The organism is Embleya sp. NPDC025285 (assembly GCF_055558835.1).
Genome location: NZ_JBVHLU010000026.1, coordinates 63,451 through 81,377, shown reverse-complemented (window position 1 = coordinate 81,377; position 17,927 = coordinate 63,451). Strand labels below are relative to the sequence as shown.

Here is a 17,927-nt window from a genome sequence, read left to right as displayed (position 1 = left end):
TGCCGGGTGGTCGCACACCGTTCGGATTCGCACCCATCCGCCGGTGGCGCCGCGACGAATTCTTGATATGAGGATGGCGAACCACTACGGCGACGGCGATCGGCTCGGCGGCGACGGCCACGCCCACGAGCGCGGCGGGCCCTACGGCGGGGCCGATGCGTCCGGAGCGCTCTCGGGCTCCGGGCCGGAGCCGCCACGGCGCTTTGCGGTGATCGGGTCGGGCATCGCAGGTCTGACCGCCGCATACGTGCTGCGCGCCGCCGGCGAGGTGACCCTGTACGAGGCCGACCACCGGCTCGGTGGGCACGCGCACACCCACGAGGTGACCGGCTCGGGCGGCCGGCCGCTCGCGGTGGACTCGGGCTTCATCGTCTACAACGAACGCACCTATCCGCTGCTCACCCGCCTGTTCGGAGAACTGGGGGTGAGCACCCGCGAAACCGAGATGAGCATGTCCGTGCGCTGCGACGGCTGCACACTGGAGTACGCGGGCGGGCGCGGCCCGGGCGGGCTGTTCGCCGCCCCGGGGACCGCGGCCCGACCGGCGTACCTGCGGATGCTCGGCGCGGTGCCCCGGTTTCATCGCGCCGCGCACGAACTGCTCGCGGGCGACTCGGACATCACCCTCGGCCGGTTTCTCCGAGAACGCGAATTCTCGCCCTACTTCGCGCAACACTTCGTGCTGCCGCTGGTGTCCACGGTCTGGTCCTGCCCGGGCGTACTGGCCACCCACTACCCCGCGCGGCACCTGTTCCGCTTCCTCGCCAACCACGGCATGCTCGCCGTTTCCGGCTCGCCGAGGTGGCGCACCGTGCTGGGTGGATCGCGTGAATACGTGGAGCGGATCGGCAAGCAGATCACCCGGATCCGCCGGTGCACCGAGGTACACGCGGTGGTCCGGCACCCGGACGGAGTCGCCGTGCACGATCGGGCGGGCGGCGTACGCACTTACACCGGCGCGGTCGTGGCCACCCATCCCGCCCAGGCACTCGCGCTGCTCGACCGGCCGACCCGACACGAGCGCGACGTGCTCGGTGCGTTCGCCTACGAGCGCAGCAGCGCCGTGTTGCACACCGATACCACGCTTCTGCCGCGCCGCGCGCACGCGTCCTGGAACTGCCGCCTCCCGGCCTGCGGGGCCGGCACGGCGGGCGTGCGGGTCAGCTACGACATGAACCGGCTGCAAGGGCTGCCGACCGGCGAGAGGTACGTGGTCACGCTCAACGACGACCGGGCGATCGCGCCGGAACGGGTGCTCGCGAGGATGGCCTACGAACACCCCGTGTTCACCCCGGAAGCGGTCGCCGCGCAGCGTCGATTGCCCGAACTGAACCGGGACCGGATCGCGTTCGCCGGCGCGTACCACGGGTGGGGCTTCCACGAGGACGGCTGCCGCGCGGGCCTGGCGGCGGCACAGTCGTTGGGCGGGCGGTGGTGACCGTGCACCCGACCGCGCGTGGGCCCGGGCGCGGGTCCCGATCCGGCTCCCCCGCGAGCGGGGCGGTGTCCGCCGCCGCTTCGTTCGCACCGGCGTTGTTCGAGTGCGCCATTACGCACGTGCGCGCCGAGCCGGTGCGTTCGGTGTTCACGTACCCATCCTTCATGTGGCTGATCGATCTCGACGCGCCGCCGCGTCTGCCGTGGCCGCTACGCCCGTTGGCCCGATTCGACGCACGCGACCACTTCGCCGGCACCGGGCCGGTCCGCCCGGCCCTGGAGCGGGCAACGGCGGCGCACGGCATCGACATCCGGGGTGGGCGGGTGCTGATACTCACTCAGGCGCGGGTGCTCGGCCATGTGTTCAACCCGCTCTCGGTCTACTGGTGCCACCACCGCGACGGCACGCCTGCGTGCGTGGTGGCCGAGGTGCACAACCCCTACGGCGGCAGGCACGCGTACGTACTTCGCACCGACGGCCGGGGAAGAGCGGCGGCCGAAAAGGAGTTCTACGTTTCGCCGTTCCTCCCCGTCTCGGGCAGCTATCGGCTGAGCCTGCCCGCGCCGGACGGTGATCTGGCGCTGACGGTCACGTTGCACCATCCGGGTGCGCGGCGGCCGTTTGTGGCTCGGGTGCGAGGGGAGCGACGCCCGTACACGGTGCGATCCCTGCTCGGTCTGACCCTGCGGCACCCGGTGGCACCGCTTCTCGGTGCGGCCCGGATCCGCCGGCGCGGCCTGGGTTTGTGGCTGCGCGGCGTGCCCGTGGTGCGACACGGGACCGAAGGCAACCTGCGTTGACCGTGATCGAGGCCGCCCCGACTCGGCTCCACCCGACGCGTCGGCCCGATCCGCCGGCCGCCCGCGAGCACGCGGCGTTCGTACGTCCCGCGTCACACGGCGGCACCACGGATTGGGTGCCGCGCGTGGTTGAGGTGCCACGGAGTGCGTGCCGCGCGTGGTTGAGGTGCCACGGGCCGAGGCGATTGTCGTCCGCTTCGGACGGACTCCTGGTCCCCAGGTCAGCCGAACCGCAGGATGCGTGGGGCGAAGGTGCCTTCGGGACCGGCGGCACGGCCGACCGACCACACCGTCGCCGCGCCCGGCACCGGCGCCAGTCGCAGCACCCACGAGTCACCTTCCCCAGCCACCGCCGGTTCGCTGTACTCGGTGAACGACTGTCCGTTCCAGGCAAGCAGATCCGGCCCGGGGACCAACGGCGGATAACTGCCCGGCGGGCCCCACTTCTGCGAGCGGGCCACCGAGACCCAGGCAAGTCCGCCGGATGTGCCGGGCGCCAGTGAGTCGATCGAGCCGAAGTCGGTGGGCACGGCCACCCGGCTCCACGCCTGCCCGTCCCAGCGCACCAGCAGTGGCGGAATCGGCTTGCCCGGTGGGCCGCCGACGAACCCGGCCGTGCCACCCGCCCACACCTCCGTCGGTGAGACCGCCAGCACGCTGCCGACGGCCGACCGCGGGAACCCGTTCACGATCGTCTGCTGCCACGCCTGCCCGTTCCAATGCGACACGGCCGCACCCGAGTTGCCGGCGCCCGCGGCCCAGACGTCGTCGGCCGCCAGGATGTGCAGGCCGTACACGAAACCCGGCGGCACCGGCACGTCCCGCCAGCCGCGGCCGTCCCAGCGCAGTAGGACCTGCGCGCCGCCCCGCGAACCGATCAGCCAGGTCTCACCGCCGCCGGCGACGACTTCGGTGAGCAGGACACCGCGCGGCGGTCGGCTCTCGTACCAGGCGATGCCATCGGAGCGGAGCAGGCGGGCGCCGCCCGCCGAGTCGCGGCCGACCGCCCAGATCGCGGTCGGTGAGGTCGCGGCGATGGACAGCAGTTCCCCCTGCCAGCCGATCCCGGGCAGACTCTGGCGCTGCCACGCGGTTCCGTCCCAGCGCAGCACCAGCGGGAAGCCCGGCGCCTGGCGACCGACGGCGTCGGTACCCACCGCCCACGCGCGGTCCGGCCCGAACGCCACGGCCTCGTTCAGCCCGGCCTGCGGGCGTACCTGCGCCGGGACCGGAACGTGTTGCCAGGACAGGTTTTCCGCCGCGACCGAGGCCGTCATGGTCATGGTCATGGCGACGGCGAGGGCCGCGACGAGCAGTCGGCGTGCCATGGTCAGCCTCCCAGCCGCTCACTCATCAGGTTCGGTTTCGAGCCGTAGATCTCGACGGTCCCGAAGGACAGCAGCGAGAACCCGGCGGTCGCCAGCGCACGCGGTTTGACGTCGATCGCGTTGGCGCGCACCGGGCCGTAGGAGAAGGTGGTGCGGGAGCCGCCCACCCGCGCGTACTTCGACTGGAACGCGCGGTCGCTGCGCACCGGCAGCCACAGCGCACCGTCGGGGCCGCGCACCATGGCCTCGGTGTAGGTATCGCCCAACGGCGGGTAAGTGGTGTGCCAGGCGCGCCCGTTCCCGGTCATCAGGTAGGTGCGGGCCACGCCGTCGGTGTACCGGCTGCCGCCGATCGTGATCCGGCCGGACGGTTCGAGCAGGATCGTGTGTACGTTGCTGTTCGGCGGCAGCGACACCTTCGCGTCCCGCCACACCCTGCCGTTCCAGCGCAGGATGGTGGTCCCGGTGTCGGTGTCCGCCCAGGCCCAGACGTCGGTGGCGGTACGCGCGGTGATCCCCATCAGGAACAACACACCGTCCGGAGCGGTTTGCGTGGCCCAGCCGGAACCGTCGTAGTACAACACCTTCAGCCCGGTTTCGTCTTCACCGACCACCCACGCGGCACCCGGCACCGCGGTGAAGTCCTGGTAGGTCCACAGGGTTTGCGGCAGCGAGACGGCACTCCATCCTCCCGACCCGCCCATCGATCGGCGCAGGATCTCGACCGCTCCCGCGCGGTTGCGCAGGATCCACACCTCGTCGCCGACGAACTGCACCTTGCCGAGCCAACCCGGTTCGCCGGCGCCGGGGAAGGTTGTGTCCCGGCTCCACGCCGTGCCGTCCCACCGGTACAACATCGGCCGCGGTCCATCGGCGGCCTGCTCGTACCCGGTTGCCCACGCCTCGCCCGGTCCGCGCGCGGCGAGATCGGACACGATCACCTGCGGGGCGGCCGCCGGCACCGGCAGGGCCGACCAACCCGGCGTCACGGCCGCGGCCGGGGACACCGCCGCAACCGGCGACACCACCGCGGCACACGCGATCACAAGGCAGACGAGGAGCGCACGGAGACCGTTCACGACACCTCCCGAGAACGCGAAGGTCGCTCAGCCTATGGGCGCTCGTCCACTTGTGAATAGAGGGCAAACAGCCAATCTTCATGACCAAGCGGGCGCGTCGGCAGGGGACATCGTCCATCGACGCGCGAGTGCACGGTTTCGGCGCGAACGGGTGGGGCGGCGGAACGGCGGGCGGCATCCCTTGATGGGACGCGGGTCCACATCGCGACCGTCCGACCCCTACGGGAGCCGGCCGCACGTGCGGCGTCACCGTTGACGATGCCCTCCGGTTCGGGCCTGACCTGCCGGCTTACCTGGAAGGATGCCGGGATCCGGTACGCGGGTGGTGTGGTGCCGGGTGAGGTGACCTCCGGGCGGAACGGTGCTCGCCACGCCGTGATGCCTCCGGCGAAGGGTCACCGGAGGCATCGGGGTGCTTCGGGGACGGATCGTGTGCGAGCGAGCGGCTCCCGGCGGCGCGTCGTGGTCGGCGCGCACCATCAACGGGCGGGCGGCCCTGGCTCGGTCAGGGGTAGATCGCGCAGGCGCGAGGGATCCAGCCGGTGGTGCTCCCGTAGCGGATCTTCTGCCACACGTTGCTCTTCTCGCCGCAGACGTCCAGGTTCTGCCCCCACCCCAGGGCGACGTTGCAGGCCCTGCTCCCCCCGGGGAAGACACCGAGCGCAGTGCTCTGGGTCGTCGGGGTGGCGCGAATCTTGAGGTTCGTCTTGGCCTTGACGTACATGCCGCTCGAACAGGACGCGGCCGCGGTGGACGTACCCGCCGCCTGCGCGGGCGCCGCGAGACCGAAGGCCATCAGGGCGACCAGACCCGCACCCACCAGCGTCTTCTTCACCATGTGCGCCACCCCTCGTCTTGAGCACTGTTGCCCGAATCCAACACCGGGGGATCCGCTTCCCGTTGAGGTTTCATGGTCATCTGCCGTGATCGTCATACCGTCCGCGCGAAATGGCCATCATGCGCCGGCGGGGAGTCGACCTTGACCGCGACCGTGTCGGGGAGGCCGAGCGCGGCCTTCCGTGTGGGATGAGTTCACCGAATCCGTTTCGTTACGGTGTGCGTTCGGCTACTCTGGGTGATGCATTTTGATCCAAAGCCGTGGAGGCGACGATGCCCGGACGTCATCGTGGCGGGGACGATCCGATCGAGGGCGACGGTCAGCATCGTGGATCACCCAGACACGCCCCGGGGGTCGGATCGTCACCCCGTGGGGGAGCGCCCTGTACAACGGCGTGCTGCTTGTCCTGGACGTCGACGCGGACGTCGACTCCGGGCCGCGTGCGTCGGGACGGGTGGTGGGCGACGCTGCGTTCATGTGGGAACGCGGCCAGGGCGTGCGCGGCGCCGTCATGGACACCGTCAGCGAACAGGACCCCGGCGTACCCGGTAGCACCACCCTCGACCCCCGGCTTGTGATCGACGACCGCGACGCCGCCTTCTGCGTCGGCGTGTTCGTCCCCGGAGTGCGCCGCTCGGTCGGCCGCCCCCCGGGCGCGGCGCCGGGCGACGACGAGTTCACCCTGTGGCTGGTCGACGCGGACACCCGCTCCTGGGCCTGCGTCGACCACACCCCGGGCACGGACGTGTCCGTGACGGCGGCACACGGCCCCCGCCCGATCCTCGCCGAGGTCGAGGCCGCGCTCACCTGGTGGATCGACCACGGACGCCCCGAACGCACCCGCTTCGGTCTCACCGCCACCTCCAACGGACAGACCCCGTGGCTGGACGATCCCTCGAACCCCCTCCCCGCCGGCAAGTCCCGCCCGGACACGCGCCCTTGACTCCCCGCCGGCCGGCGGGACTCGAACCGTCGTCCGGAGCGTCGTCGTTCACCCCCTGGACCGCGCGAGCGGACTGCCGGCCGAGCGGGCCATGCCGGAACACGCCGATTCCGGTGTCTCCAAGCCGGTTCGCTCCGCGGCCCAGGGCCTTGGGTGGTGTCGTCGCGTTCTCGCCGCGCCGTCCTGCGCCCGCTCGTGGTGAGGACTCGACCAGGCGAGGGGCCGTGTCTCCCGGACCCTGGCACGGCGGGCGGCGCGGCGCCGCTCCCCGCTCGTGCCGTGCCGTACCGCGCCGCGCCGCCGTGCCGGGCCCCGGGCGGCCTCGTGGCCAAAGGGCAGGCCCGACGCCCGTACCCGGTGGCGTTCGCACGCGGGCGGGGTGGATTTCCCTGGTAAACGGCCGCCGTTGCGGGGACCATGCGGTGCCATGGACATGCGTGAGCTTGCTCGCCGGGGATTCGGGTCCGGCGCCGATCGCTACCACCGGGCGCGGCCCGCGTACCGTCCCGAGGTGATCCCCTATCTCCGCGACGCGGTCGGCCTCGATCCCGGTCGCGACGTGCTCGATCTCGCGGCCGGGACCGGCCGGATGACCGCCGAACTGGCCGCGCTGGGCGTCGGAGTCACCGCGGTCGAACCGTCCGAGGCGATGCGGGCCGCCTTCGCCGCGGCACTGCCCGGGGTCTCGCTGCACAGCGGCACCGCCGAGGAAATTCCCTTCCCCGACGCCTCGTTCGACGCGGTTGTGGTCGCGCAGGCGTTCCACTGGTTCGACGGCCCCGCCGCGTTGCGCGAGATCGCCCGCGTACTGCGCCCGGGCGGCGGCCTTGCTTTGGTGTGGAACGAGCGCGACGAGTCGGACGCGGAGGCGCTCGCGCTGAGCGAGGTCACCGAGTGGAAGGAGTTCCAGCCGTACGAGGTGGGCCGCGACTTCCGCACCGACCTCGACGCCTCGGGCCACTACGTACCGGCGGTGCGCCGCAGCTTCCACTGGACCGAGACGCTCACCCACGCGCAACTCGCCGACCGCATCGCGACACTCAGCTACGTCAACGCGATGCCCGAGGCCGAGCACGAGGCATTCTTCGCGCGACTGCACGAACACCTGGCCACACGCCCCGACCCGATGGACATCCCGTACGTGACCGACACCTTCGTAACGCACAAGCACACCGGCCGACACACCTGACCAGGGGCCGGGCCCGAACCCGATCAACCGGAACACCCCGCACGACCGACGTTCGACGACCGAGAACCGGAGCCACCGCAGCGGAAGTTCGGGTGCGCCGCCGTGCGCACGCGACGATGCCCTTCGACCCGGGTACCCGGCTGGTGACATCGGGCGCAATCCTGCGCGAGGTCGCGGCCTGCCGACGCTGACGGCCTGCGACATCCGTCAGGGAGTCCTCGTCCTCGGGGTTGTCCAGTGGTGGACGTCCTGTACCGTCGCCGCGCCGACGACCGGCCGGGAACCGACTGGGTTTCGTCGACCCGGCGATCGCCGTCGAGGCACCTGTCGGCGGCCGGACGCTGTGCGCGGACCGGCCGATCGAAGGGCGCCGGGCCGGCACCACGAGGCGGGTCGCGGCCGGGAGGCCGAAGTGGGCGGCACCGGAGACGAATTCCGACGCAGGGCTTGAACTTGACGTAAGCGTCAAGTTCTACCGTCGTTGCGACCCAATCCTCGGATCCCAGGAGTTGTGATGACTGGCGACGTTTCCGCTGTGCCCGCCGTCCCCGCCGTCCCCGCCGTCCCCGCCGTCCCCGCCGAGCAGCGCGAGGTGTGGTTGCGAGCCAGGCCGGACGGGGCGCTCAAGGTCGACGACTTCGAGCTGGTCCGGGTTCCGGTCCCCGAGGTGAGGGCCGGGCAGGTGCTCGTGCGCAATCGGCTGATGAGCGTGGTCGCGGTGATGCGGACGTTGGTGGAGGGTGGCGACGATCTGCCCGTCCCGGCGGCCGAGTTGGGCGAGCCGATGTGGGGGCCCGCGCTCGGGGAGGTGGTCGCGGCACCCGGCGGCGAGTTGGTGCCCGGAGATCTCGTGACGCACATGCGGGGCTGGCGCGAGTACGCGGCCGTCGACGTCGGCGAGGCCCGGCCCGTCGACACCGCGGTGCTGCCCGACGCGGCCGCGCATTTGTCGCAGGCGATGACCGGCTGGCTCGGCGTCGTCCGCGGTGCCGAAGTGCGGCACGGGGACACGGTGTTCGTGACCGGCGCGGCGGGTGGGGTCGGGACGATGGCCGGGCAGTTCGCGCGGCTGCGCGGCGCGCGACGGGTGATCGGCAGTACCGGCTCGCGGAGCAAGGCGGACTACCTGATCAAGGAGTTGGGATACGACGCCGTGGTGCTCCGGGGCGGCGCCCCGATCGAGGAGCAGTTGCGCGAAGCGGCTCCCGAGGGGTTGGACGCGGTCTTCGACAACGTGGGCGGCGAGCAACTGACGGCGGCCCTGGCGGTGGCCAATCGCGGTGCCCGCGTCGGCCTGGTCGGTGCGCTCTCCGGTCAACTCGGCGGCGGGTTCTCCGCTCCCGTCGAAGTGGACACCGGCGCGCTCATCCTGCGCGGGATCACCCTGCGCGGCATGGCGGGCATCGATCACCTGGACGCGATCCCCGAGGGCATGCGCGCGTTCGGGCGCGGTCTGCGCGCGGGCACCCTCGCCTTCCCGCACGTCCGGCTCTCCGGCATCGATCAGGCGCCCCGGGCGTTGTGTGAACTGCTGGAGGGACGACACATCGGTGCGGTGCTCGTGGAATTGTGATGCGTGACCGTGCCCGGGCACCCGCCCCGAAAGGATCACGCGTGCGTATCGGTGATGCGGCGGCAGCCGCCGGCCTGACCCCTCGGGCCCTGCGCTACTACGAGCAGGAGGGCCTGCTCAGGGCCGGGCGTTCGGCGTCCGGCCACCGCGAGTACGAAGCGGAGGACGTGCATCGGTTGTCGGCCGTACGCCGACTTCTCGAAGCCGGTCTGACCATCGGCGACCTGAAGGACTTCATCGACGTCCTCGACATGGTCTTCCCGCTCCACGGCGAGCCCCCGGGCCCGGGTCCCCGGGTCCGTGCGGGCGACTGCCCCGTCGCCGAGGTCGCCGTGCGCCGCCTGGCGGAGCTGGACGCCCGCATCGCCCGCCTGACCGAGGCCAGGACCCGTCTGGCCGACGCCCTCGCCCACCGCTTCGGTGACATGTTCCCCGCCGGCAGCCCGAACCGGGCGGCCTGACCGGCCGAGGCACCGGACCGCGGCGGGATCGGGCCTGCCCGGGAAGTACCATCCACGGATGCCGAGCATCGAGACGTTGATTCCGGGCGTGCAGGTGGCGGCTGGCGAGGTGGCTGTCGGGAGTCTTGTCGAATCGGGTGTCTCACCGTTTCGGTTCCGGCCTCCTGGTACGTCACGCTCTGGGGCGGTGAGGCACGTGGAGTCGACGTGAGCCGACGGGTGCACTGATGTCCGGGCGGGGACTCATGGGACATGGCCCGGCATCCGGCTCAGGTTCCGGGGAGGATACGGCGCGTTTCGTAGGCCCACATCGCGATCTCGACCCGGTTGCGGGCGCCGAGTTTGGCCATCAGGCTGGCCAGATGTGTCTTCACCGTGCTGAGGCTGATGTGCAGTGCATCGGCGATCTCGGTGTTGGTCAGCCCGCGAGCGACGGCGAGGAGCACCTGCTCCTCGCGGGCGGTGACGGGGGAGACCGGCTGGGCCGCGGGCCGGCCGGCGGGCAGGTCCGCGAATGCCTGGAGCAGACGGACGGTGACGCTGGGCGCAATGAGCGCCTCACCGCCGGACGCCGACCGTACGGCCTGGGCCAGAAGGTCTGGTCCCGTGTCCTTGAGGAGGAATCCGCGGGCGCCGGCACGCAGCGCGCCGTAGACGTACTCGTCGAGGTCGAAAGTGGTGATGACGACCACGGCCAGCGGGTCGGCGACGCCCGGGCCGGTGACCAACCGGGTGGCCTCAAGCCCGTCGATCACGGGCATGCGGATGTCGAACAGGCAGACGTCGGGGCGCAGTTCGCGGGCCAGACGTACCGCTTCCCGTCCGTCGGCGGCCTCGCCGACCACCTCGATGTCGGGCTGGGCGTTCAGCATGATCCGCAGCCCGGTGCGGATGATGGTCTGGTCGTCAGCGACGAGGACGCGGATGGGCACCGCTCTCGGTCCTCCCTCTCGGCAGCTCGGCTTCGACATGCCAGCCCTGGTCGGGGCCGGGGCCGGCTTGTAGTTTGCCGCCGAGCAGGGCAGCGCGCTCGCGCAGGCCGGCAAGTCCGTATCCGGCACGGCCTCGGCCGGTGCGGTGGCCGTTGTCGCGCACGCTCACCCGTACCGTGTGCCGTTCCGCGGTGACCCGGACGACGACCTCGGTCGCGTTGACCGCATGGCGCATGGCGTTGGTCACCGACTCCTGCACAATGCGGTAGACGGCCGCGTCCACGGCCGGGGGCAACGTGTCCAGTTCGCCGTCGAGCCCCAGGTCGACCCTGAGGCGACCACCCGGGGTGCGCGCCAGGCGCTCCAGATCCGCGACACCGGCAGGCGGCGCCAGCTCGGCGCCGGCCCCGCGGTTGCGCAGCGCGGTGACCATGGCTCGCATTTCCTCCAGCGTGCGCGCCCCTTCCTCCTCGACCCCCTCCAGCGCCTCGACGGCGGCGGACGGGTCGGTGCCCGCGAGCACCCGGCCCGCCTGGGCGCTGATCACCATGGCCGAAACGTGGTGGGCCACCGTGTCGTGCAGTTCCCGGGCGAGCTGTTCACGCTCGCGGGAACGTACCTGCTCCAACTGCCGCTCGCGAGCGGTCACCCGGAACCGCACGGCAGCCCCGATCAAGCCGGGCAGCAACAGGAAGACAAAGCCCCCGACCTGTTCGGCGGCCGGGGTTTCGTACGTGACGGTACACAGCGCGAAGGCCGTGAGGATCACCGCGCTGCCCAGCACGATCTCCCGTCCCGATCCCCACCGGGGCAGCGCATACACCAGCACGAGCACGACCGCGCCGGTGTCCAGGCCGACGGGCTCGCGCGGTGCGGCGAGCAGTGAGGCCAGCTGGAGCAGGATCACCGAGCCGAACGCCAGCGTGACCATCGCCAGTGGGCGGGGCCGGCGCCACAGGGGCAGCAGGCACAGCCACAGGGCGAACACCACCGCCACCGGCCGCCACACGACGTTCTCGCGCAGGGTGGCCTCCAGCATCACACCGCCCAGGCCCGCGGCGAGCAGCGCCCAGTCCCGCCACACCCGGGCGGGCGCGTCGGGCGGTCGGGGTTCGTTCCACAGGGTTCGCAGGTCGTCTCGCAGCACGGTTCTCAGCCTAGGGACTGCGCCGTGTCGCGCATCGGCCGAAAGGACGGGGCGTCGCTCCGCCCTGGGGCCGACCGATCCGCGGCCCGCGAGCCGATGCCGCGGAGCGCCGTGGCGACGAACCTCGGCATCGGCGGCCGTACACGGACGGCCGCCGCGGTGGTTGGAGGAACCGATGCTCTCGAAAGCCCTGTTGCGCCTGGGCGCAAGCGCCGCGCGCCATCCGTGGCGGGTGATCGCGGCGTGGCTGATTGCCGCCACGCTTGCCGTCCTCGCCGCGATCGCCATCGGCGGGCGGACCGCGGATTCGATGACCGCTCCGGGCCTGGACTCCCAACGGGCCGCGCAACTGATCGAGCGGGCCGGCACCGGCCAGGAGGGGATGACCGCCCAAGTGGTCGTCACCCCCCTCGACGGCGGTGCGACGTTCTTCGACCACGGCAGCGCGCGCACCGCTCTCACTCGGCTGCAGACCGAGGTGCGGCGGCTGCCGCACGTGCTCGGCACGAGCGACCCGGCGGGGGCACTCGACGCAGGCGGGGACACCACCGTGCGCGACGGCCTTGTCTCGGCCGACGGGCGGATCGCGGTCGTCCGGGTGCAGTACCCCGACCAGAGCCGGCTGTCGGCCGAAGACCTCGACGCCCTCGTCGATCTCGGCGACCGGCTGCGCGCCGAACTGCCCCTGCGCATCGAGATGGGCGGGAACCTCTTCTACGCCTTCTCCGACCCCAACGGCGGCACAAGCGAGCTGATCGGCATCCTCGCCGCGGCCGCGATCCTGTTCCTGGCGTTCGGTTCGCTCGTCGCCGCCGCGCTGCCGATCGGCATGGCGGTCTTCGGGCTGACCGTCGGGGTTGCCGCGATGACGGTACTGGCGGGGGTGACGGACGTCCCGACCTTCGCCCCTGTCCTGGGCAGCATGGTCGGGCTCGGAGTGGGCATCGACTACGCGCTGTTCGTGCTCGCCAGGCACCGGGAGTACCTCGCGCGCGGGCTCGATCCCCGCGAGGCGGCGGGGCGAGCGGTGGCCACGGCGGGGAGGCCCGTGGTCTTCGCCGGCGGCACCGTCGTCGTATCGATCCTCGGCATGGCGGTCGCGAACGTACCGTTCATGACGGTGGGCGGTCTCGCCGTCTCGATCGTCGTCCTGACCATGGTGCTCGCGTCGGTGACGCTGCTGCCGGCCTTCCTCGGCGCCGCCGGCCCACGCCTGGCCCGGGCCGGCCGGATCGGCCGGGCTCTGCAGACCTGGAAGCCGGGCCGACTCGCACGGCGGCGGGGCCCGGCGGCAGGCGCCGCCCACGCCGCCGGGTGGCGTCGCTGGATCGGGCACGTCAGCCGGCACCCGGTGCCGTACGCGGTCGGCGCGGCGGGGCTGCTGCTGACCGCGACGCTGCCCGTGCTCGGCCTGCGCGTCGGCCTGCCCGACGACGGCTCACTGCCGCACAGCCGTACCGAGCGCCGGGCCTACGACCTCGTCGCCGAGGGGTTCGGCCCGGGCACCAACGGTCCCCTCGTCATCGCCGCGGACCCCACCGGTGATCCGGGAGTGCTGGACCGACTCGTCGCAACGGTCGCGGCGGATCCGGGCATCGCAGCCGTCGCGCCGACGCACATCGATCGGGCCACCGGCATCGCGACCCTCGTGGTGTTCCCGACCACCAGCCCTCAGGACAAGGCCACGGCCGACACCATCGCCCGGCTGCGTGCCGACGTGCTGCCCACGGCGATCGGGCACGGCCCGGCCAGGGCCCACATCGGCGGCGCCACCGCGAGCCTGTCCGATGTGGGCCAACGCACCAGCCAACGTCTGCCGATGTTCGTCGCCGCCGTGCTGGCGATGTCGTTCCTGCTGCTGATGCTGGTCTTCCGCTCGATACTCGTACCGCTCAAGGCGGTACTGCTGAATCTGCTGAGCATCGGCGCGGCCTACGGCATCATGGTCGCGGTCTTCCAGTGGGGCTGGGGAGGCGCACTCATCGGGCTGGAAGCGACGGTTCCGATCGTGTCGTTCATCCCGATGTTCCTCTTCGCCATCCTGTTCGGCCTGTCGATGGACTACGAGGTGTTCCTCCTCTCCCGTGTACGCGAGGAGTACCTGCGCACCGGCGACAACGGCACGGCGATCGTCGAGGGCGTCTCGGGCACCGCCCGGATCATCACCTCGGCCGCCCTCATCATGGTGGCGGTCTTCACGTCCTTCGCCGTCGCCGACGACCCCTCCATCAAAATGTTCGGGCTCGGCCTGGCCACCGCGATCTTCATCGACGCCACGGTCGTACGCATGGTGCTGGTACCGGCGACCATGACACTCCTCGGCCGGGCCAACTGGTGGCTGCCGAAGTGGCTGGACCGGATGCTTCCCCGCGGCCCGGTCGGCACCGACGACACCGACGCGGAATCCACGGGTGAGGCCCCGCGTCCACGGCTGGTCGACCGTTGACTCAACTCCTGCCCGCCCTTGGCATCCGGCACCTCAGCGCGTCACCCAGTACCCGTCGCGGCTGTGGCCGGGGGGGTTGGGGCACGTGATCGATGGGGGTTGGGGCAGGCGCGGTCTCCGTGACCGGACGCCTGCGCCTGGCCCGTCGCGTGTCCCGCGTCGTTGGCAACGGGCCCGCGCCGCCTGCCGGTCGGCGGGCGTCACTCCGTGAGCAGGCCCATGCGTGCGGCCAGGCGTACACGGTTGTTCGTCCCGGTCTTGCCCATCATGGTGGCCAAGTGGGACTTGACCGTCGTCACGCCCACGTGGAGGCGGTCGGCGATCGCCGGGTTGGAGAGACCGTGGCCCACCAGGGTGAGCACCTCGATCTCGCGCCTGGTCAGCCGCGTCCCCTCGGTCGGCGCCTGCGGGTCCGGCGTGGTCTCGGCCGCGACGGCCCGGGCGACCACGCGGCGCAGCGTCGCCGGGCTGAAGGGCGAATTCCCGGCGGCCGCGCGGCGGATCGCGTCCAGGAGTTCCTCCGGGGCGACGTCCTTGGCCAGGAAGCCGCAGGCGCCGGCGGTCGGCGCGGGGTAGAGGTGATCGTCGTCGTCGAACGTGGTGAGCACCACCACCTTGGTCGTCGGCCGCTCGGCCAGGATCCGGCGGGTGGCCTCGGCGCCGTCGATGCCGGGCATGTGCAGGTCCATCAGGACGACGTCGGGACGAAGGCGCGCGGCGAGCCGGGTGGCCTCGTGGCCGTTTCCGGCCTCCGCGACCACCTCCAGGTCGTCGGCCGGCGCGCACAGCATGCGCAGGCCCGCGCGGACGAGTCGTTGATCGTCGACGATCAGGAGCCGGATCATCGGGCCGCCCCCGCTTCGACCGAGGCGGCCGGGAAGCGGTCGGCGGGACCGGCCGGCAACGTGGCCACGAGCAGCCGGCCCACCTCCCTCGGCCGTCGGGTCGGACCCGGGATCGGGGGCAGCGTGCAACGTACCGCCGAGCAGGGTCATCCGCTCGCGCAGCCCGACGAGACCCAGTCCCTGATCCGGCCGGGACCCGCCGTCCCGAGCCCCGCTCGGTGCCTTCCCGCCGTGGTTCGCGATCTCCACCCGGGTGGCGCCCGAGGGGTCGGGCCCGACGACGACCCGGACGGTCGGATCCGACCCGCCGTGCCGGGCGACGTTGGCCAACCCCTCCTGCCACCGAGATCGCCGCCGCGGTATTGTCCCTGGCCGCCGCGGAGTTCTCGTACATGACGGGCGCATCGATCAACTACACCGAGGACCTCGCCCTCGGCGACGTCGAGCGCGACGCCCTGCAGGACAAGGCGCGTTCCGCCGGCCATTCCCACCGTCGCGCCCCATCCGGGAGCCGCGCGACAAGGGGGAGGGAGAGGCCGCGAACGCCTCCGTGCCGTGCCGCTCGCGAACGACGCGCGCCGCTCGGTGGTACCCACCGTCGCCGGCGAGACGACCTGGCATCGGCCTCGCCCGACCGGTCGGGTCTCGCCGGAATCAGGACGCGGTCGCGCGAGATGGGGTATGGCCGGCGGGCAACGGTCACGCCGTGTACGGGATTCGTTCCTGGCGCGTCGCGGAAGATCGGACGGCTGAGGGCCTGCGGGGGCGCCGTGGCGCGCGCGACGGTGACCTTTACGTGACCTTGCCGGATCGTCCCGGAGCGGGATGCCCGTGTTGCCGCCGCTCGTGGTCGCCGCGGACGGCACGTGTGCCCGGCTCGGCGGGGACGGTGACGCGTGCGCCGTCGAGGACCTGTCGAGCCTGCCGCTACCGCATGTTCGAGCCGCTGTGCCCGCACCGATGGTGCGGCGGATCAGCCCAGCGCCGAACCCGGCGTGACCCGGGGCGCGGGTGCGCGGGGGAGTACTCGGCGCGCTGAGATCCGGACGCGCTGTCTTCTTGATCCCGGGCCCGTCATACTGGTAGTCATCGGACCTCTGGAAGGATCATCGGCGTGGCTGTGACGGACGAAGCCATCGACAGGATCAAGGAGATGATCGTCTCCGGGGAACTCAAGCCCGGCGACAAGCTTCCCAAGGAAGCCGACCTGGCCACGAAGCTGGGGCTCTCGCGCAACTCGTTGCGCGAGGCGGTCAAGGCGCTGTCGCTGATCCAGATCCTGGACGTGCGGCAGGGCGACGGTACCTACGTGACCAGCCTGGAACCGGGGCTGCTCATGGGCGCGATCGCGTTCGTCGTGGACTTCCACCACGACAAGAGCGTGCTCGACTTCCTCCAGGTCCGTCGGATCCTGGAGCCGGCCGCCACCGCGCTGGCGGCGGAACGCGTCGACGACGCCGGGATCGCCGAGTTGCGCGCCCTGGCACAGGTGGACGATCCGCACCCGACGCCCGAGCAGCTGATCGACCAGGATCTGCGCTTCCACCAGGCGATCGCCGGCTTCAGCGGCAACGTGGTGCTGTGCTCGCTGCTGGACTCGCTCTCCAGCCCCACCATGCGCGCCCGGGTCTGGCGCGGGCTGACCCAGGGCGATTCGTGGGCGCAGACGGTGCGCGAACACCAGGCGATCGTGGACGCGTTGGAGAGCGGCGACGCGGAGGCGGCACGTGCGTGGTCGACGGCGCACATCGCGGGTGTCGAGCAGTGGCTGCGCAAGATGGCATGACGCGTCGACGGGCCGCGCGGGCGTTCGACGGGCCGGGCGGCCACGCACACCCGCCGACGCGCCGGACCCGCCGCACACGCACGGGACAACCCGCACACCCCGCGGGCCGCACGGCCCGCCGGACGGACCCGGCGGGCGCGACACCTCCGAGGGATCAGGCGTCGGCGAAGGTCTGTCGCTGCGTGCCCAGCCCGGTGACGGCCAACTCGACGGTGTCGCCGGCGCGCAGGTACGGCTTGGGGTCGGGCTGCCCCAGGGCGACACCCGCGGGAGTCCCGGTGTTGATCACATCGCCCGGGTACAGCGTCATGAACTGCGACAGGTACGCGACCAGGAACGCGACAGGGAAGATCATGTCGGCCGTCGACCCGTTCTGCCGGAGCGTGCCGTTCACGCTCAGGGTCAGCGCGAGGGCCTGGGGGTCGGGCACCTCGTCGGCGGTGACCAGCCATGGGCCCAGCGGATTGAACGTCGCGCAGTTCTTGCCCTTGTCCCACTGGCCGCCGCGCAGGAGTTGGAAGTCGCGCTCGGAGACGTCGTGGCTGATCGCGTAGCCGGCCACATACCCCAACGGATCCTGATCCGCGGTCAGATACGCGGCGGTACGGCCGATCACCACCGCGAGCTCGACCTCCCAGTCGGTGGCCCTCGACGCGCGCGGCACCAGCACCGTGTCGTCGGGACCGACCACCGTGTCGGGAGCCTTCATGAACACGATCGGTTCGGCGGGTGTCTCCGCGCCGGTCTCGCGCGCGTGGTCGTGGTAGTTCAACCCGACGCACACGATCTTGCCGGGGCGGGCGAGCGGCGGCCCGAACCGTACGCCGGCGGGCGCGTCGAGCACCGGCAACGACGCCGGATCCGGCAGTACCGAGAGATCCGCGAGCAACGCCGCGTCGATGTCGCCGACCACGCCCGACAGGTCGCGCAGGACCCCACCCCGGTCCAGCACGGCCGGGCGTTCACAACCGGGCGCGCCCACGCGGACTAGCTTCACAGCGATCTCCTCTGGCATCTCGAACGTGTCGTTCGTCTGGGGCGGCCGACCAGCAGTCGACCGACTAGTCATCCGATGTATATGTCAGATGAGGCGACAAAACAAGTCGATTACGGTCAATGGCC

Annotated in this window: 15 protein-coding genes; 8 read left to right on the top strand and 7 right to left on the bottom strand. The window is 71.9% G+C overall.

Annotated elements, in window-relative coordinates; genetic code table 11:
- Positions 1-73: 73 nt before the first annotated feature.
- Both ACZ4FV_RS19635 and ACZ4FV_RS19630 read left to right on the top strand, forming a co-directional pair.
- On the top strand, positions 74-1,438 hold the full coding sequence (locus tag ACZ4FV_RS19635; protein WP_395872473.1) for an NAD(P)/FAD-dependent oxidoreductase: 1,365 nt from the start codon (positions 74-76) through the stop codon (positions 1,436-1,438).
- A 65-nt stretch (positions 1,439-1,503) separates the two neighbouring features.
- Positions 1,504-2,238: a DUF1365 domain-containing protein gene (locus tag ACZ4FV_RS19630; RefSeq protein WP_465322977.1), complete on the top strand. Its 735-nt coding sequence runs from the start codon at positions 1,504-1,506 to the stop codon at positions 2,236-2,238.
- Between the two features lie 221 nt (positions 2,239-2,459).
- On the opposite strand, the gene ACZ4FV_RS19625 is transcribed toward ACZ4FV_RS19630, so the two are convergent.
- The 3 genes from ACZ4FV_RS19625 to ACZ4FV_RS19615 form a co-directional block, all read right to left on the bottom strand.
- Positions 2,460-3,566, bottom strand: a complete 1,107-nt coding sequence (locus ACZ4FV_RS19625) for a hypothetical protein (protein ID WP_465322976.1) — start codon at positions 3,564-3,566, stop codon at positions 2,460-2,462.
- Between the two features lie 2 nt (positions 3,567-3,568).
- The gene (locus ACZ4FV_RS19620; RefSeq protein ID WP_465322975.1) at positions 3,569-4,645 is read right to left on the bottom strand and encodes a hypothetical protein; all 1,077 of its coding nucleotides are present in this window, start codon (positions 4,643-4,645) and stop codon (positions 3,569-3,571) included.
- A gap of 505 nt (positions 4,646-5,150) precedes the next feature.
- A complete protein-coding gene (locus ACZ4FV_RS19615; RefSeq protein WP_465322974.1) occupies positions 5,151-5,483 on the bottom strand; it encodes an SH3 domain-containing protein in 333 nt (110 codons plus the stop codon).
- Positions 5,484-5,877: 394 nt separating this feature from the next.
- Between ACZ4FV_RS19615 and ACZ4FV_RS19610 the strand changes: the two genes are divergently transcribed.
- The 4 genes from ACZ4FV_RS19610 to ACZ4FV_RS19595 all read left to right on the top strand — a co-directional run bounded on the left by ACZ4FV_RS19610 (position 5,878) and on the right by ACZ4FV_RS19595 (position 9,649).
- Positions 5,878-6,426 (top strand): hypothetical protein, encoded by a 549-nt coding sequence (locus ACZ4FV_RS19610; protein ID WP_465322973.1) that lies wholly within the window; start codon positions 5,878-5,880, stop codon positions 6,424-6,426.
- A gap of 511 nt (positions 6,427-6,937) precedes the next feature.
- Positions 6,938-7,615: a class I SAM-dependent methyltransferase gene (locus tag ACZ4FV_RS19605; protein WP_395872461.1), complete on the top strand. Its 678-nt coding sequence runs from the start codon at positions 6,938-6,940 to the stop codon at positions 7,613-7,615.
- 514 nt (positions 7,616-8,129) lie between these two features.
- A complete protein-coding gene (locus tag ACZ4FV_RS19600) occupies positions 8,130-9,188 on the top strand; it encodes an MDR family NADP-dependent oxidoreductase (protein WP_465322972.1) in 1,059 nt (352 codons plus the stop codon).
- A 41-nt stretch (positions 9,189-9,229) separates the two neighbouring features.
- Complete coding sequence (locus ACZ4FV_RS19595) at positions 9,230-9,649, top strand: MerR family transcriptional regulator (RefSeq protein WP_395872458.1); 420 nt, start codon at positions 9,230-9,232, stop codon at positions 9,647-9,649.
- Between the two features lie 269 nt (positions 9,650-9,918).
- Here ACZ4FV_RS19595 and ACZ4FV_RS19590 read toward each other — a convergent pair whose 3' ends face one another.
- Positions 9,919-10,581, bottom strand: coding sequence for a response regulator (locus tag ACZ4FV_RS19590; protein ID WP_402240983.1), 663 nt, complete (start codon positions 10,579-10,581; stop codon positions 9,919-9,921).
- The gene (locus tag ACZ4FV_RS19585; protein WP_395872454.1) at positions 10,556-11,728 is read right to left on the bottom strand and encodes a sensor histidine kinase; all 1,173 of its coding nucleotides are present in this window, start codon (positions 11,726-11,728) and stop codon (positions 10,556-10,558) included. Before ACZ4FV_RS19585 ends, ACZ4FV_RS19590 begins: the two co-directional genes overlap by 26 nt.
- A gap of 175 nt (positions 11,729-11,903) precedes the next feature.
- On the opposite strand from ACZ4FV_RS19585, the gene ACZ4FV_RS19580 reads away from it, so the two are divergent.
- Complete coding sequence (locus ACZ4FV_RS19580; RefSeq protein ID WP_465322971.1) at positions 11,904-14,174, top strand: MMPL family transporter; 2,271 nt, start codon at positions 11,904-11,906, stop codon at positions 14,172-14,174.
- 200 nt (positions 14,175-14,374) lie between these two features.
- Here ACZ4FV_RS19580 and ACZ4FV_RS19575 read toward each other — a convergent pair whose 3' ends face one another.
- The gene (locus tag ACZ4FV_RS19575) at positions 14,375-15,019 is read right to left on the bottom strand and encodes a response regulator transcription factor (RefSeq protein WP_465322970.1); all 645 of its coding nucleotides are present in this window, start codon (positions 15,017-15,019) and stop codon (positions 14,375-14,377) included.
- Between the two features lie 1,114 nt (positions 15,020-16,133).
- Here ACZ4FV_RS19575 and ACZ4FV_RS19570 point away from each other — a divergent pair.
- On the top strand, positions 16,134-16,805 hold the full coding sequence (locus ACZ4FV_RS19570) for a FadR/GntR family transcriptional regulator (protein WP_395872446.1): 672 nt from the start codon (positions 16,134-16,136) through the stop codon (positions 16,803-16,805).
- A gap of 154 nt (positions 16,806-16,959) precedes the next feature.
- Here ACZ4FV_RS19570 and ACZ4FV_RS19565 read toward each other — a convergent pair whose 3' ends face one another.
- Positions 16,960-17,802 carry a fumarylacetoacetate hydrolase family protein gene (locus ACZ4FV_RS19565; protein ID WP_395872444.1) on the bottom strand — a complete coding sequence of 281 codons (843 nt, stop codon included), beginning with the start codon at positions 17,800-17,802 and terminating at the stop codon, positions 16,960-16,962.
- Positions 17,803-17,927: the final 125 nt, after the last annotated feature.